This is a genomic window from Devosia submarina (assembly GCF_003056345.1).
Classification (GTDB): domain Bacteria; phylum Pseudomonadota; class Alphaproteobacteria; order Rhizobiales; family Devosiaceae; genus Devosia; species Devosia submarina.
In genome coordinates this window covers 49,592-64,401 of sequence record NZ_PYWB01000003.1, presented here as the reverse complement: position 1 = coordinate 64,401, position 14,810 = coordinate 49,592, and the positions used below count along the sequence as shown (strand labels likewise).

General features: G+C 60.5%; 13 protein-coding genes, 1 pseudogene and 1 riboswitch. Of the genes and pseudogenes, 1 reads left to right on the top strand and 13 read right to left on the bottom strand.

Going from position 1 to position 14,810, the window contains the following annotated elements; all coding sequences use genetic code 11:
- Window position 1: 1 nt before the first annotated feature.
- From DDE77_RS04980 to DDE77_RS04930, 11 genes are all read right to left on the bottom strand, one after another.
- Window positions 2-859: an ABC transporter permease gene (locus tag DDE77_RS04980; protein ID WP_108396345.1), complete on the bottom strand. Its 858-nt coding sequence runs from the start codon at window positions 857-859 to the stop codon at window positions 2-4.
- 6 nt (window positions 860-865) lie between these two features.
- A complete protein-coding gene (locus DDE77_RS04975) occupies window positions 866-1,870 on the bottom strand; it encodes an ABC transporter permease (protein ID WP_108396344.1) in 1,005 nt (334 codons plus the stop codon).
- A gap of 276 nt (window positions 1,871-2,146) precedes the next feature.
- On the bottom strand, window positions 2,147-4,066 hold the full coding sequence (locus tag DDE77_RS04970; protein WP_210204347.1) for an ABC transporter substrate-binding protein: 1,920 nt from the start codon (window positions 4,064-4,066) through the stop codon (window positions 2,147-2,149).
- A 208-nt stretch (window positions 4,067-4,274) separates the two neighbouring features.
- The gene (locus DDE77_RS04965; RefSeq protein WP_108396342.1) at window positions 4,275-5,582 is read right to left on the bottom strand and encodes an LLM class flavin-dependent oxidoreductase; all 1,308 of its coding nucleotides are present in this window, start codon (window positions 5,580-5,582) and stop codon (window positions 4,275-4,277) included.
- A complete protein-coding gene (locus tag DDE77_RS04960) occupies window positions 5,579-6,583 on the bottom strand; it encodes an ABC transporter substrate-binding protein (RefSeq protein ID WP_108396341.1) in 1,005 nt (334 codons plus the stop codon). The genes DDE77_RS04965 and DDE77_RS04960 overlap by 4 nt, the downstream gene beginning before the upstream one ends.
- Window positions 6,584-6,586: 3 nt before the next feature.
- On the bottom strand, window positions 6,587-7,333 hold the full coding sequence (locus DDE77_RS04955) for an ABC transporter ATP-binding protein (protein ID WP_108396340.1): 747 nt from the start codon (window positions 7,331-7,333) through the stop codon (window positions 6,587-6,589).
- On the bottom strand, window positions 7,330-8,127 hold the full coding sequence (locus tag DDE77_RS04950) for an ABC transporter permease (RefSeq protein ID WP_108396339.1): 798 nt from the start codon (window positions 8,125-8,127) through the stop codon (window positions 7,330-7,332). Before DDE77_RS04950 ends, DDE77_RS04955 begins: the two co-directional genes overlap by 4 nt.
- A 12-nt stretch (window positions 8,128-8,139) precedes the next feature.
- A complete protein-coding gene (locus DDE77_RS04945; RefSeq protein WP_108396338.1) occupies window positions 8,140-8,748 on the bottom strand; it encodes a YkoF family thiamine/hydroxymethylpyrimidine-binding protein in 609 nt (202 codons plus the stop codon).
- A riboswitch (TPP riboswitch) is annotated at window positions 8,738-8,849 on the bottom strand. It overlaps the preceding gene by 11 nt.
- A 115-nt stretch (window positions 8,850-8,964) precedes the next feature.
- Window positions 8,965-9,852, bottom strand: coding sequence for an NAD-dependent epimerase/dehydratase family protein (locus DDE77_RS04940; protein ID WP_108396337.1), 888 nt, complete (start codon window positions 9,850-9,852; stop codon window positions 8,965-8,967).
- Between the two features lie 63 nt (window positions 9,853-9,915).
- Window positions 9,916-10,911 (bottom strand): aldo/keto reductase, encoded by a 996-nt coding sequence (locus DDE77_RS04935; protein ID WP_108396336.1) that lies wholly within the window; start codon window positions 10,909-10,911, stop codon window positions 9,916-9,918.
- A gap of 50 nt (window positions 10,912-10,961) precedes the next feature.
- The gene (locus tag DDE77_RS04930) at window positions 10,962-11,891 is read right to left on the bottom strand and encodes an aldo/keto reductase (protein ID WP_108396335.1); all 930 of its coding nucleotides are present in this window, start codon (window positions 11,889-11,891) and stop codon (window positions 10,962-10,964) included.
- Window positions 11,892-12,242: 351 nt separating this feature from the next.
- On the opposite strand from DDE77_RS04930, the pseudogene DDE77_RS19390 reads away from it, so the two are divergent.
- Window positions 12,243-12,542, top strand: a pseudogene (locus tag DDE77_RS19390) (DUF1684 domain-containing protein); the annotation flags it as partial.
- Here the strand turns inward: DDE77_RS19390 and DDE77_RS04920 are convergent.
- Both DDE77_RS04920 and DDE77_RS04915 read right to left on the bottom strand, forming a co-directional pair.
- Window positions 12,424-13,149, bottom strand: a complete 726-nt coding sequence (locus tag DDE77_RS04920; RefSeq protein ID WP_108396334.1) for an SDR family oxidoreductase — start codon at window positions 13,147-13,149, stop codon at window positions 12,424-12,426. The pseudogene DDE77_RS19390 and the gene DDE77_RS04920 overlap by 119 nt on opposite strands.
- Window positions 13,150-13,175: 26 nt before the next feature.
- Window positions 13,176-14,795 (bottom strand): FGGY-family carbohydrate kinase, encoded by a 1,620-nt coding sequence (locus DDE77_RS04915; protein ID WP_108396601.1) that lies wholly within the window; start codon window positions 14,793-14,795, stop codon window positions 13,176-13,178.
- Window positions 14,796-14,810 lie beyond the last annotated feature (15 nt).

Sequence of the window (14,810 nt, the reverse complement as noted above, 5' to 3'; positions counted from 1 at the left end):
GCTAAGCTCCCATACGGCGCAGGCGGCTGCGCGGGTCGATATATTCGTTCATGCTGACGGCCAGGAGGAACAGGCCCAGGAAGGTCATCACGATCAGCACAACCGGAATGACGATCCACCACCAGACGCCCACGACAATGGCAGAGTGTGAGATAGCCCAGTAAAGCACCGTCCCGATGGTGGGGTTGTTGAGATTGGTGAAACCCAGCACCGCCAGCGTCACTTCCAGCCCGATCGACCACAGCATATTGGCCATGAAGGTCGAGAAGACGATTGGCATCACATAGGGCAGGTGCTCTTCGAGCAGTATCTTGGGCGTGCTCATGCCGGCAAAGACCGCGTGCCGGGTGAACTCGCGATGCTTGAGCCCCAGGGCCACCGAGCGGATCAGGCGCGCATCAAAAGGCCAGCCAAAACAGGCCATGATCAGCGCCAGCGTGAAACTGTCCATGTTGTTCCGCAGCACGAAATAGAACAGCACCAGGATCGGGAAGATCGGCACGGCCACGAAGATGTCGTTGATGAACATCAGGACGCGGTCGACCCACCCCCCGACATAGCCGGATAGCAGCCCCACGGTAATCGAGATGATGCGGCTGAGGACCGCCACCGTGATGCCGAAGATCAGGCTGTTGCGGAAGGCTGCCGAGAGTTGCCAGAACAGATCCTGGCCGCGGGAATTGGTGCCGAACCAGTATTGGCCCGAAGGCGGCTGATCTGGCATGGCCATGTAGATCAGGCTGGGATCAACAGGCGAGAAATAGCTGAGGACCGCAAAAATCACCACCGCGCCGACAAGGATCAAGCCGATGGCAAACTCGATGTTGTAGCGGATAAGGTCCCGGAAAACGCTGAACATGGCGGGTTACTCCGTCCGCACGCGTGGATCGAGCAGGGGATGCAGCAGGTCCACGATGAAGATCGCCAGCGCGACAGCGGTGATCGAGACGGTGGATACGGCCAGCACCAGCGAGTAATCGCCGTAGTTCACGCCGTCGATCAGCAGCGAACCGATACCGGGGTAGTTGAACACCTGCTCGGTGATGACAGTGCCTGAGAACACGCCGCCGAGCGCCATGGCGAGTGCGGTCAATTGCGGGACCAGCGCATTGCGAATGACGTAGCCACCCACAATGGTCTGCTTCTTGACGCCGGCGAGCCCGGCATAGGTGACATAGTCTTCGTTGACCACATTGCTGACCAGGGCGCGCATGCCCAGAAACCAGCCGCCGAACCCGACCAGCACGAGGGACAGGGCGGGCAAGATCGAATGTTGCAGGATCGAGAAGATGAACTGCCAGCTCATGGCAGGCCGGACGTCCATGGCAAAGCCGCCCGAGATCGGCAGCACGGGCCACAGGAAGCCAAAGATGATCAGCAGGATAAATGCCACGATGTAATAGGGGATAGGCTGCACGCCCATGGCGATCAGCCCGAAGGCCTGGAAGAACCGGTTCTCGGGATGATATCCGGCCAGCGCGCCCAGCAGATTGCCGATCACGAAGGTGAAAAGAGTGGAGGTTACCAGTAGGCCCAGCGTCCAGGGCATGGCGCGCGTCACCAGTTCCATCGAGGGGGTCGGAAAGGCCAGCAGCGACGGGCCAAGATCGCCGCGCAGGAGCCTCGTCCAGAAGTTTAAGTATTGGGTGAGGATGGGCTGACCGGTGCCGTACATTTCGGTAAGGGCAGCCCGGGTGGCGGCAATGGCTTCTGGGGAAAGGTTGGAGCGCGCCGAAAGCCGTCCAAGCACCTGTTCCACCGGGTCGATCGGCGAGAGATGGGTGATAAAGAACGTCGCCGAGATGCCGCAAAAGATCACTGCAAGCAATTGCAGCAGCCTTTTGCCGACGAACCAGAAATAGCCGTGCATTGAGCCTCCTCGGCGTCCTAGATTATGTGCCGCTCAGCGGCTTCCCATAGTGCTTTGGAGGAGTCAGGTTGAGGGTGCGTCACGTGCCGCCGCATGCAGCAGAGCTCACCCTGAGCCCGTCGAAGGGGGAGGTCGTGGCGCTTAAGTTCCACTCTCCCCACCGCATGGTTCGGCAGTATCACCATGAGGTTTCCCCTCGATCTGCGCCCGGACTCCATCATGTCACCACCCTCGAAGCGGCGAGGCTTGAGCCACGCCGCCCCGAGAGGGAGATGGTTACGCCTTGGGCGTGATCTGGGTGAAGATGTACCGGCCGTTGGACCAATTGGTCACCGGGTTGGCATAGGGCTTCTCGGCGTTCGGCCAGCCTGTCCAGTAGCGGTTCGACTGCACGGAGAACACGTTGTAGGCCATGATCGGGATGTTGGGCATTTCCTCGAGATGCAGCTTCACGAACTCATGGCCATATTCGATGCCCTTGGGATCGTTGAAGTCGCTGGCGCGGATCTTCTCAATGATCTCATCGAGACGCGGATCCTTCCAGCGCATCCAGTTGCGGTCCGGCTGGGAGGCACCCGGCTCAACCACATATTCTGAGTGGTAGCTGTCGAGGAAGAAGCTGAGGTCGGGGTGGCCGCCCCAGGATTCCACGGCCCAGGCAATGTTGACGTCGTAATTGCCGACGCGCTGGCGATCCCAGGTGTCCGAAGCCGCTTCCACTTCAGCGCCGATGCCGTTTTGCGCCCAGGTCTGGGCGATGATCGAGCCGAGGCGGTTGATCACGCCATCGGTCGGCACCATCACACGGAACGCGAAAGGCTGCCCATCTGGCATCATCCACTGGTTGCCTTGCTTGCTGAAGCCAGCCGCGGTGAGCAATTCTTCGGCCGCAGCAACGTCCTGCTTCCACCAGCCATAACCAAAGGCATTGCGGATCGCGGTTGCGTCGGTCGGCACAGCGTCGCCGAACTGACCCCGAACCATGTCGGCGATCTGCATGCCGATATTGGGATCGTATGGCTTCACCTTGCGCGTGCCGGTATCGACCTCGTAGTTGATGAGGAAGTCTTGCAGCGGCGCATGGTAGTCGCGTGGATGGGTACCCGTTGGCGGCACCGAGATCGCCGAAAGCGTTGCCGCACCACGATAGGACGCCATCGACATGGCACGCGCGTCGAGCATCAGGGCGAGGGCCCAGCGCACGCGCTTGTCCTGGAACTTGGGGTTCTGATGGTTCGGGATTGCCATAACCAGAGTCGGATCCGGATGGGCATAGGGGAAGCCGGGGAACCAGCCCTGCACTTCGGGATCCTGCTGCACGATCGAGAACGTGGCTTCCGGCGAAAGGTCATGGACCATATCGAGATTGCCGTTGCGCATCTCGATCAGGCGATTGTCGGCCGAAATATTGTTCCGGTAGATAATGAAACGTGGCTTGGGTTCGCCGATCATGCCCAGGGCCGTGCGCTGCCAATCTTCGCGCTTCTGCCAGATATACCAGGTGCCGTTCGGATCAAACGAGTGGAGCGTGTATGGCCCCAGGCTCACCGGCGGATCATTGGGGAAGCTGAGGATGTCTTCGACACCTTCGAACACATGCTTGGGCATGATCCACGCGCCGGTCCAGCGTACGGAAAACAGCGTGTGGAAGCGCGAGTTCGATCCCTTGAGCGTGAAGTGAACGGTATAGGGGTCAACCGCTTCAACGGTCTCAACCTGAGCATTGTAGGCGCCATTCTGGGACAGGCCCGGCGTCGCCTTGTGCTTTTCGACGGTGAACACCACGTCATCCGCAGTAAACTCAACGCCGTCGCTCCAGAAGATGCCCTTCTTGAGCTTCACCGTCATCTCGGTGAAGTCCTCGTTGTACTCCCAGAGGCCATCTGCCAACGAATTGTAGATGGCGTTTTCGCTGGCGCCTTCGATGCCGGCATCGGGATCGATGAACCAGAATGTATCCGTGTTGAGCTGGTGCAGTCCGTTGGAAATGCCCGAGCCAGAACCGACCACCCAGTTGTTGAACCATGCAGGATTACGGATCACCCCTTCGGGGTTGTGGATAATCAGCGTCTCGTTTCGCGGGAAGCTCGCCAGGTCCGGCGCCGTGCCTGCAGCCTCTTGGGCAAAAGCCAAACCCTTGGCCGAAAGCAGAAGGGCACCTGCAGCGGTACCTAGCATAAAGCTACGTCTATCCATGTCTCTCTCCCTAGTGAAGAACGCCTCCCGCGTTCTTCTTCACGACGCCCTCCAGCGCCGTTATAAATCATACTTAAGGGATCGATCGCGACTGTCAACACATAGCTGATAAGTATCAACATTGTTGATATATAAATAGATCTGTTCACAAGGCGATGCTGGATAGGGTTGAATGTACATCGCTGCGAGTACTCTTGTTAGCCTCAATCTAGAGCATGGATAGCCCCAGGCGTTGCCGTAGAAGCGGTTGGTGATCAACGGTAAACAGCTGGCGCTCGACGAGCACGGGGATGACCCGGTCCACGAAGCTCTGTAGATCGGCTGGCATAACCGGGGCCATGACGTTGAAGCCATCAGCGGCCCCGTTGTCGAACCATTCCTGCATCGTTGCGGCTATGTCCGTCCCGGTTCCGACCGCGAGCAGATGGCCGCGGCCGCTGGCAAGGCGCATCAGCAATTGCCGGAGGCTGAGCTTGTCGCGCCGGGCAATGCCGACCAGAACGTCAAAGCGGCTCTGGCTGGACTGGTTTGTTGTTTCGTTTGCTGGATTGAGATCGGGTAGCGGCGCGTCGAGGTCCGCTTGCGACAGGTCGGTGCCCAGGAATTCGGATAGTTTGGCGAGTACATGCTCGACCACCATGAAGCCGTTCATCTGCGCCAGTCTTTCTTCGGCTTGCTTTCGCGTAGCGGCGGCGATGGGCACGATGCCGGGATAAACCAGAATGCTCTCCGGATCGCGGTCGTGGCGGGCGGCGCGCGCCTTCATATCTCGGTAAAAGTCCTGCGCCTCTTCAAGGTTGGACTGCACGGTGAAGACCATGTCGGCATAGCGAGCGGCAAAGTCTCGCCCAGCTTCTGAGGCTCCAGCCTGCGCAAGGAGCGGACGGCCTTGCGGCGAACGCGGCACGTTGAGCGGTCCCCGGCTGCGCACGAATGGGCCGTTGTGATCGATGGACCCGATCTTGGTGGGGTCGAGATAGATCCCAGCCTTTTTGTCGGCAAGGCGGGCGTCCTGTTGCCATGAGCTCCACAATGCCAGCGCTGCTTGGGTAACATCAGCGGCACGGCCATAGCGTTCGGCATGATCGGGCATGGCATCGACGCCGAAGTTCTGCGCCTCCAGCGCGTTCGATGAGGTGACTATATTCCAGCCCGCGCGTCCCTTGCTGATGTGATCGAGTGAGGCAAAACGGCGGGCTAGATGAAACGGATGATCAAAACTGGTGGAGGCTGTGCCGATGAGGCCGATCCGCTCGGTCACTGCGGCAACGGCCGAAAGGATCACGAGCGGATCCATGGCGTCGGACAGATGCCGATCGGCACTTTGCTGGAGCGCCAGGACGTCCCCCAGGAACAGGGCGTCAAAGCCGCCATGCTCGGCGCGCTGGGCGATGTCGGTCCAATAGTTCGGATCAGTGGAGGCCAGCGCATTGCTTTCGGGCATGCGCCAGCCGGCTTCGTGGCTGCCAAGCCCGAAGATCACGGCGTTAAGGCTCATGCGCTGGCGTCTGATCATGGGGCAGTGCCGAGAAGATCGTTGGAGTAATAGCGCGTGAAATCGGGCTTCTTGGTTAGGGGTGTGCCATCGCCGTCCCGAAGAATGCCGGCTTCAAACAGGAAACTGCCCATGGCCTCCATCTTGGCAGGATCAATCGTGCCGATTTCCCCATTCTCGCCTTGGAGATAATTGCCGTCGATCAGCGCCTGCAGCGATGCGCGCACGAAGTCACGGTCAAGCAGTACATCGGCATTGGCGCCAACCAGAATGTCAGTGGCCTCATCAGGATTGGCGACGGCATATTCATAGCCGGCTCGGCTCGCGTTGATGAACGCCTTGGCCGTTTGGCCATTCTCGGCAAGATATGTGCCGGTGGTGCCAAGGAAACTGGTGTGCTGGTCGGGTACGCCGAAATCGGCGTAGCGGAAGGCGCGCTGTGCCGGGCCGTCGCGTTCGGCCTTGACGCCCTCCCAGGTGGAAACCTCGAGCGTGAAATCCACCGCGCCATTGGCCAGCGCCTCATAGGCAGAGGTGCCCAGGGTCACGGTCTCGAAGTCGCCGGTCCCGCCATCGTGGCGGATGATGGTGCCGATCAAAGCGTTTTCCCAGGCGCTGCCGAAGCCGCCATAGATCTTACCGTCCAGATCACGCGGGCTCTGGATGTCCTCGCGATCCGCGTTGAACACGAGGCGCCCCGTTTCGGTCTGGACCAGCGCGTAAGTTGCTACGAGGTCGGCTCCAGCGGTGCGTTGGGTGAAAAGGCCGATTGAACCCAGAATGCCAAAATCCGCCACATGATTGGCCACCAGCGTGCCAGCGGACGTGTCGGTATAGGGCAGGATTTCAACCGCAAGCCCCGCCTCCTCATAGAAGCCCTTGGCTTCGGCCACAAAGAGGCCGATGTGATTGGTGTTGGGTGTCCAATCAAGAGCGACGGTCACTGGAATGGCCTGGGCAAGCGCTGGCGTCGCCATGCTGGCGGCAAGGCCGAGTGCCAGGATCGTGCGATAAAGGTGCATGGATCAGTCCTCTGGATGTAACAGGGTGGTCAGGATTTCGGCTTCGATGGCGGAAAGAGCGGCTGAAGCGCCTTGCCGGGGATGATCGATCGGCACCGGAAAACGGTGCACCACATGAGCTGGCCGTGACGACAGCACATAGATCCGATCCGAAAGCAGCACCGCCTCGCGCACATCGTGAGTGATAAGCAGGACCGTCCAGCGATGGCGCGTCCACATGTCGGCCAGCCAGCGCTGCATTTGCGCGCGCGTGAGGGCATCGAGCGCTCCGAAGGGTTCGTCGAGCAACAGCATGGGGCGTTGTTGCACGACGGTGCGCAACAAGGCCGCGCGCTGGCGCATGCCGCCCGAAAGCTGGGCAGGATAATAGCGTTCAAAGCCCGCCAGCCCGAACTCGGCAAAGAGCGGCTCGACTTTGGCGCGCGCAGCCTTGCGGCTCATGCCCTGAACCTCGAGGCCAAGGGTCGTGTTGTCGATGATGCGCCGCCAGGGCATGAGCGCATCGCCTTGTGGCATGAAGGCGAACCGGTGCTGCGCCGACGAAAGGGGGGTGCCGTCGAGCAACATCCGCCCGCTGTCCAGCCTCGTTGCTCCCGTCAGCAATTGCAGGATGGTCGACTTGCCGGCGCCTGAGGGTCCCAGGATCGAAACGAATTCCCCGGGCTGCACGCTAAGGCTTATGTCCGCAAGAACTTCGGTCGCGCCGAAGCTCTTGCGTAGCCCTACGAGCTCAAGACGCGCCGGGCTCATCGGCGTTGCTCCGCCAGCCGCGCCCAAGGCATGGCCGCGCGCTGCACCAAAACGCTGGCGCTAAACAACAGGAGCGTCAGCGCTGCGCTCACAAAGACAGCGGCGAGCACTAGATCGGGCCGGAAATTGTTCTTGGCATTGAGGATGTAGATGCCCAGACCGCGTGCAGCCCCCGCATATTCGGCAAAGATAGCGCCAACCACCGCGTAGGTGACGGAGATGCGCAGGCCCGCAAAGAAGTAGGGCAGGGCCGATGGCATGCGCGCCATCAAGAAGATGCGCCAGCGCGAAGCTCCCATGGACGCCAGCAACGCGGCTATGTCGCGGTTTGTCGCCTCATAGCCCTGTGCGAGGGCGACCAGCATGGGAAAAAATGTGACCAGCGCCACCAGCACGATCTTGGGCGTCAGCCCAAAGCCGAACCAAAGGACCACGAGCGGGGCAATGGCCACGAGCGGCAGGGTTTGAGTTATGATGAAGACCGGAAACAATGCTCGGCGCAGCGGCTGGAAGAAATCGATCAGCACGGAGAATAGAAAAGCCGCTGTGAGCGAGCAGGCAAAGCCTAGTGTCGTTGCTTGCAATGTTGCCAGCGTATGCCGCGCCAGTGCTTCTCGCTGTTCGAACCCTTGCGTGATGATGCGAGACGGCGCAGGCAGGGCCGTAGGCGAAATGCCAGACAGCTGCACATAGGCTTCCCAGCCCAGGATCACAGCAGCAACGGATACGAAGGCCGGGCCGGCATGGCTGAAGGCGCGCGCGAAAACGCGCGGATAAAAAGGAGCGTTCGGCATTGATCGTCCCGTTCAGCGTGCGCTGGGGCTATTGGCCGAAACGGTCAGATCGATCGTGACATGCCCGTCTGGCGGGCCGAAGCGGCAGAATGCCTGCTCCAGGGTCGCAAACAGCGTGCCGGTGTCGCCGTTGAGCTTGGTAGCGAAATGCTTGGATTTCTCGAAACAACCCGACTGCTTCAGGAATTCGATGCAACCATAGATCTCGTCCATGTGCCGGTCTTGGCCCAGCACATAAAGCGAGAGCTGGGCAACGGAGAACACGCCCGTCGTGGGCGCGCTGTGCACGGCGGCAAGGGCCGTGGCCTGCCGTTCAGGCAAAGGCGCAAGCGGACCTTCGAAAACCTTGGAGTTGCAGATGGGATCATCTGGCTCACCAGGACAGCCGCGCGAGATGGCGGCCGACAGCACGCAATGGACACCCGTTTTTGCTGCGGCGGTAAACAGATCCCGCATGGCCGGGAACAGCACTTCGGCTGGCCCCACCAGAAGCGTTGAAACATCGTCCGTCTCGATGCGCAATCGGTCCCGATAGGGATCAAGCGCGCCCAAAGCGCTCATGATGATTCCGACGAAATCGTCGGTCATGGGGTAAATGGAAATTTGTGCGCCCGAAAACATGCCCGCCTCGCTCCGCTGGTATTACCCAGATCAGCTATAGGGTCCGAAGGCTTCCCGCCCTCATCTCAGCCCCGACCTACGGAGCACCCCTGTGGATGGGCGCACCATAAGCGGTGAAGAGGATGAAATGCAACCCCGCTTCTTTATCGCGCAGTTCGCACTCGGATTGGGCGGCCTAAGGCGCATCGCCGCCCAAAGTTGGATTGGTTCAGCAGGCTAAACGTAGCGGCGCCAATTGTGCTCTTCCTTGAAGCCCAGAACCTCCCGTATTTTGCGGTTCGAGAGCGGCGCTTCCTGCCCCACCATAGGCCTGGTGAGCGGGGTATTGGGTGCCCATTTGGCAAGGAAATCTGCCGTGGGCTCGTTTGCAGTGATCTCGTCATTGACGGCGTTGAAAATTTGGAAGCCCAGCCCGTCTCGCGCAATGCAAAGGTCAACGATCTGGCCGAGGTCTCGGGCGTCGATATAGCTCCAGGCGTTGCGCTTGCGCGATGGGGGATCGGCTACAAAGCCGGGGAAGCGATCATATTCGTGCGGCTCCACGACATTGCCGATGCGGAGGGCGTATATGTCTGCGCCCGAGCGCATGGCAAAAGCCCGGGCGGTCTTTTCGTTGACCACCTTGGACAAGCCATAGCTGTCCATGGGGTCGATGTCGTAATCCTCTTCCAGCGGGAAGCTGTGATAATCCTTATCGCCTTCGGCAAAGCACACGCCGTAAATGGTTTCACTCGAGGCAATGATGATCTTGCGGATGCCCAGCTTCACCGCAGCTTCGATTACATTATAGGTGGAGACAACATTGGCTTGGAAGGTCACATTGTCGGGCTGAAGGAGGATGCGCGGCACGGCCGCAAAATGTACGACGGCGTCGACCGGGGCAGGGCCGTTGCCGGTCTCCAGCCCGCCGATGTCGAAGTGCATGGACAGGGCATTGAACACCTGTCCGCTGTCGCGAAGATCCACGTTGAGCGTGGTGACCCCGGGGTGATCAAGTGGCTGCAGGTCTAGATTAAAGACCTGGTGCCCTTTCCCCAGCAGGTAGGGCACGACGTGTCGGCCTGCCTTGCCACTGCCGCCGGTGAAAACAATACGCTTGCTCATGATGTTCTATGCCCTTTGTTGGGGTGCCTGGATGTCCGATGTGGCCGGCTCGCGGTCCTATGCCTAGATCGTAGGACGTTGCGGTCCGATCCCAGCGCCTGTGGTCTCGATAGCTTGGGCCACAGCGTCCAAATCCTCGCTGTCCAATTGCAGGCTTGCCGCATCGATCCAGGAGTCTACCTGGCCAGGAGAACGGGCGCCCACGATGGCGCCACTTAAACCAGGCCAGGACAGCGCCCAGGCTAGAGCTATGCTGGCCACCGAGGTGTCGTGCTTGGCAGCGATGGGGCGCAGGGCCTCGGCAAGAGCGAGGTTACGCTCGAGCTTGTCACCGGTAAATTCCGGGTTGGACTTGCGCCAGTCATTGTCGGGGAGCGCTTCTGCGCGCTCCCGCGTGAAGCTCCCGGTCAAAAGCCCTGCCTGCATGGGGCTATAGCAGATGACGCCAGTTCCATGATCCCGGCACCACGGCAATATGTCCTGCGCCGTGTCACGCCGGATCATGGAAAACGGCGGCTGCAACGTCTCGACATGCCCAAGCGCATCGGCGCGTTCCAGGGCCGGCAAGTCATGGTTGGAAAGGCCGACATGGCGCACCTTTCCCTCGGCTTTGAGCTCCAGCATAGTTCCCCAATAATCCTCGAGAGGAACGTCGTCGGCAGGCCAGTGGACTTGATAAAGATCGACCACATCGAGCTGCAGCCGCTGCAAGGAGGCCTCCACTTCGGCCCGCAGGTGTGCGCGTTCGCCGATACGGCGCGGGTTGAGACCCTGGCTGTCGCGAACAATGCCGCCCTTGGTGAAAACAAAGGGGCGGCTATCGGCGGGCATTTCCTTGAGGGCCCGGCCAATCACGGTTTCGGAGTGTCCGTTGCCGTAGACGGCCGCCGTGTCGATCCAGTTGATGCCATTGTCGATCGCGTGGCGGATCGCGGCGATTGAGTCAGCGTCGTCCTGCGGACCCCACATGTTTCCGCCCATGGCCCAGGCGCCAATGCCCAGGAGCGTGATGTCGATGCCGGTTCGGCCGAGCGGGCGGGTGGGTAGCGTCGTTTTCATGAATGCTTCCTGTCTCGAACTCAGGCTGTTTATTTGGGGTGCTTGATGTCTCAGGGAACGATGTGACCGGCAAGACGGAACAGGCGGTACCATTCTTCGCGCGTAAGTTGCACATCGGAGCCCGCGGCGCTTTCCCGGACACGGCTCGGCTTGGTTGTTCCGAGCACCACCTGGATGTTTGCGGGGTGCCGCGTTATCCAGGCTACGGCGATCCCGGTCGGCGTAACCTTGTAAGCCTCTGCCAGCCTGTCGAGTTCATCATTGAGTTCGGGGTAGTTCTCCCGATCGCCAACGAATACACCATCGAAGAACCCTTTCTGAAAGGGCGACCAGGCCTGCAGCATGACGCCGTTCAACCGTGAGTAATCGAGCAACCCGATATCGCGCGTAATCGACTGATCACTGCCGCCCATGTTCGCGGCAACGCCCTGCGCGATGAGGTTGGAATGGGTCATGCTCAGTTGAACCTGGTTGAAAAGAAGCGGCTGCCGAACGGCTGATTTGAGCAGCTCGATCTGGCCTGGGGTGTGATTGGAGACGCCGAAATGGCGAACCTTTCCGGCTGAATGAAGCGCTTCGAAAGCCTCGGCAACTTCCTCTGGCTCTACCAGCGTATCAGGACGATGCAGAAGCAGCACGTCGAGATAATCTGTTTGGAGAGCTGCAAGCGATTCATCCACCGTGTTCAGGATGTGCTCCCGCGAGAAATCGAACCAGCCCCGACGAATGCCGACTTTGCTCTGGATAAGTATCCGCTCCCGGTCGCTCTTGGAAAGCGAGACCGCTTGGCCAAACCGTTCCTCGCATCGATGGCGTTCGCCGCCATAAATATCGGCATGGTCAAAAACTGTAATGCCGGTCTCGACAGCCGTGTCGAAGAGCTCCCGGATTGCCTCGTCCTCCATGTCCGCAATGCGCATCAGTCCCAAAACGACGCTTGAAACGGTCAGATCGGCCTGCGGAACTTTGTAGAGCTTCATTCGAAATCCTCCTGAATCACTGATCATCCAGCTGGGGTTGCGCCGATGAGGGTGGGCGGATGAATTCGTCCCCGCGTCAATGTCTGGCGCTGATAATCGCTCCCCGCTGAGTTCTTCAAGCCGGGCTTATTGCGGTGGCGATACGATCGTCCATCCAGGCCTGTCCCGATACGCGATCTTGCAAGCAGAATGATCTATGCTGTCCGTCGAGCAAGGTTTGCGGCGGCAAAGGCTATTGTTGTTGGATAATGGGGATTGCTGACGCCCTGCGAAGCCGTCGGTGGGACGCAATGCTAGCCCAACAACACCTTCGCCGGCTGGTGCTTCCATCATCGCGAGGACGTCACCGAAAGCACAGTGGTGCTCGACTTCAACAAGGCGGTAAACCTGCCCTGTGAGCCCACCCAACACGCCGTCTGCTCACTGCCGACGCCGGAGAACGTGCTGCCCATCCGAATTGAAGCTGGTATGAACAGCCACTTATATTCTCGTGTAGGGCCAAGGGGACGAGCCGCTCTCCACAACGGCCCAATCAAACAGCCAGGAAGCCGCCGTCGACTGGAAGTACGGCGCCAGAGATCATGCGGCTGTCGTCTGACAAGAGCAGGGCGATGCTTTGGGCGACTTCGTCGGCAATGGCGAAGCGGTTGAGGGGGTGGCGCACCATCATTGGAGCGCTCTTGGCAGGATCGCTCCACGCTTCGGCAGCGAGTTCCGTCAGTGTGATGGTGGGCGCGACGCAGTTGACGCGAATGCCATGGGGGCCAAGCTCCTTGGCCATGACGCGGCTGGCACCCTCGAGCCCGGCCTTGGATGCCGCGTAGCAGAGGTGATCCTGGAAACCGCGATGGCCGGCGATCGATGTGATGTTGACGATGGCGCCCTCGCCACCTGCAGCAATGCGCGCGCGGGCAAATTCCTGGCAGGTGATCAGGGCGGCACGCAGATTGATGCCAAGCACGGCCTCATACCCCGCTTCAGTCATGTCCACGACGCTTTCAAGGACGTTGATGCCGGCGCTGTTTACCAGAAAATCGCAGGTGCCTGCCTCGGCCATTGCCGCGCGCGTGGTTGCAGGATCCGCTAGATCCACCCGGATAGAGCGTCCCCCGATCTCGGCACGAAGGCTATCAAGGTCCGACTGGGTGCGGCTCATAGCGATGATCTCGGCCCCACGGGCGGCGAGCAGTTGGGCACAGGCGCGGCCGATGCCCTTGCCGGCGCCTGTGATGATGATGGATTTGCCAGAAAATTGCATAGTGCCTCGAGCCGTGTGTGAGAAGCTTAGTTCAGGTGGGGTGCCGTCGTCGCACGAATGTCGCGGGCAGTCTTCTGCAGCAGAAGGAAGGCCTCGTATCGCGCATCATGCAGGGCGCGCACGCCGGAAACGGGGGCGAAGCTCGTTGCCACGCGTGACATGGCGGGCATAGCCGATTGAAGAGTCGGGTAGATGCCGGAGGCTACCGCGCCCAGCATGGCTGAACCGAGCAGGACCGGCTCCTCGCACGCGCTGATATCGACTGGCAGGCCCGTCGCATCGGCCAGAAGCTGGCGCGTAAGGGCATGAGCGCCCGCCCCTCCACTTAAGCTGATGGTTTCAACCGGAGCACCGTGCGCCGCCTGAGTTTCGACAATCTGACGCAGGCCATAGCCCAGGCTACAAACTCCGGCGACGTAAAGTGCCACCAGCGAGTCGGTGCCGCTGTCCATGCCTTGTCCCATGATGACGGCACGGGCATGGGGATCGGCAAAAGGCGCGCGGTTGCCCAGGAACTCGGGCACGACATGAAGTTCGCCGGCTAGATGTACGGATTGGCTTGCCGCTGCGGAAAGTTCCAGTGCTCGATCAGCCAGCCATTGCGGCAGCAATTTGCCCGCAGCCTTCGCATTGGCGCTGGCCTGGGCGGTTGCGGGGTGTAGTTGCACCAGTTGGTCGATGGCAGCACCGGCCGCAGACTGGCCACCCTCGTTGAGCCAGGCGCCAGGTACCATGGCGGAGAAGTAGGGGCCCCACACGCCAGGCACAAAGGCAGGTTGGGCCGTTGTGGTCATGGTGCAGGAGGAGGTGCCGAACACATAGCCCATGGCGCGCGTGGCATCGCCACCGGCAGCAACCGTGCCGACGCCGCCGGCATGAGCGTCGATCAGGCCCGCAGCAATTGCCGTACCGGGGCGAAGGCCCATGTCCTGGGCGGAAGCTTCGGTCAAGCCACTTCCGAGTGCTGTGCCAGGATCAACAACGCTCTGGCCAATCCGCAGGAAGTTTTGGTCGGCAAGATCGTCCAATCCGATCTGGCGGAAATAGCTGTCGTCCCAACGCCTCTCATGGGCGAGGTAGGTCCATTTGCAGGTGACTGTGCAGGCAGACCGATCAAGCGCGCCGCTTGCCTTCCAGGTCAGAAAATCGGTGAGATCAAAGAAGTTTTCGGCACGAGCGTAGGTGTCAGGCCGGTTTTCGCGCAGCCACAGGAGCTTGGGCGTTTCCATCTCGGGCGAGATGCGACCGCCGACATATTTGAGCACCTTATGGCCTTGCCGGTTGATGCGTTCGGCCTGTTCAAGGGCGCGGTGGTCCATCCAGACGATGATGTCCCGCTCGGGGTACGCCGGGTCACCTACGGGAAGGCTCTTGCCGCCCGGGCCAAGGACGACAAGCGAGCAGGTGGCATCGAAGCCGATGCCAGCCACATCAGCCGGGTCAATTGCTGCCTGAGCCACACTTTCCCGGACAGCGGCACAGACGGCCTCCCAGATCTGGACGCTGGATTGCTCGGCAATAACCCCAGCTTCACGATGCATGTCGATAGGGCGCTTGGCCGTGGTGAGCATGTGCCCGGCTGTGTCGAACACGCCCGCTCGCGCGGAGCCCGTGCCGACATCGATGCCGATCAGATACTGAGCCACGGCCATTCTCCCGTT

What these genes read in the sequence shown, in the direction of transcription:
- DDE77_RS04980 (WP_108396345.1), bottom strand. Translation starts at nt 859, where the DNA reads ATGTTCAGCGTTTTCCGGGACCTTATCCGCTACAACATCGAGTTTGCC.
- DDE77_RS04975 (WP_108396344.1), bottom strand. Translation starts at nt 1,870, where the DNA reads ATGCACGGCTATTTCTGGTTCGTCGGCAAAAGGCTGCTGCAATTGCTT.
- DDE77_RS04970 (WP_210204347.1), bottom strand. Translation starts at nt 4,066, where the DNA reads ATGGATAGACGTAGCTTTATGCTAGGTACCGCTGCAGGTGCCCTTCTG.
- DDE77_RS04965 (WP_108396342.1), bottom strand. Translation starts at nt 5,582, where the DNA reads ATGATCAGACGCCAGCGCATGAGCCTTAACGCCGTGATCTTCGGGCTT.
- DDE77_RS04960 (WP_108396341.1), bottom strand. Translation starts at nt 6,583, where the DNA reads ATGCACCTTTATCGCACGATCCTGGCACTCGGCCTTGCCGCCAGCATG.
- DDE77_RS04955 (WP_108396340.1), bottom strand. Translation starts at nt 7,333, where the DNA reads ATGAGCCCGGCGCGTCTTGAGCTCGTAGGGCTACGCAAGAGCTTCGGC.
- DDE77_RS04950 (WP_108396339.1), bottom strand. Translation starts at nt 8,127, where the DNA reads ATGCCGAACGCTCCTTTTTATCCGCGCGTTTTCGCGCGCGCCTTCAGC.
- DDE77_RS04945 (WP_108396338.1), bottom strand. Translation starts at nt 8,748, where the DNA reads ATGTTTTCGGGCGCACAAATTTCCATTTACCCCATGACCGACGATTTC.
- DDE77_RS04940 (WP_108396337.1), bottom strand. Translation starts at nt 9,852, where the DNA reads ATGAGCAAGCGTATTGTTTTCACCGGCGGCAGTGGCAAGGCAGGCCGA.
- DDE77_RS04935 (WP_108396336.1), bottom strand. Translation starts at nt 10,911, where the DNA reads ATGAAAACGACGCTACCCACCCGCCCGCTCGGCCGAACCGGCATCGAC.
- DDE77_RS04930 (WP_108396335.1), bottom strand. Translation starts at nt 11,891, where the DNA reads ATGAAGCTCTACAAAGTTCCGCAGGCCGATCTGACCGTTTCAAGCGTC.
- DDE77_RS04920 (WP_108396334.1), bottom strand. Translation starts at nt 13,149, where the DNA reads ATGCAATTTTCTGGCAAATCCATCATCATCACAGGCGCCGGCAAGGGC.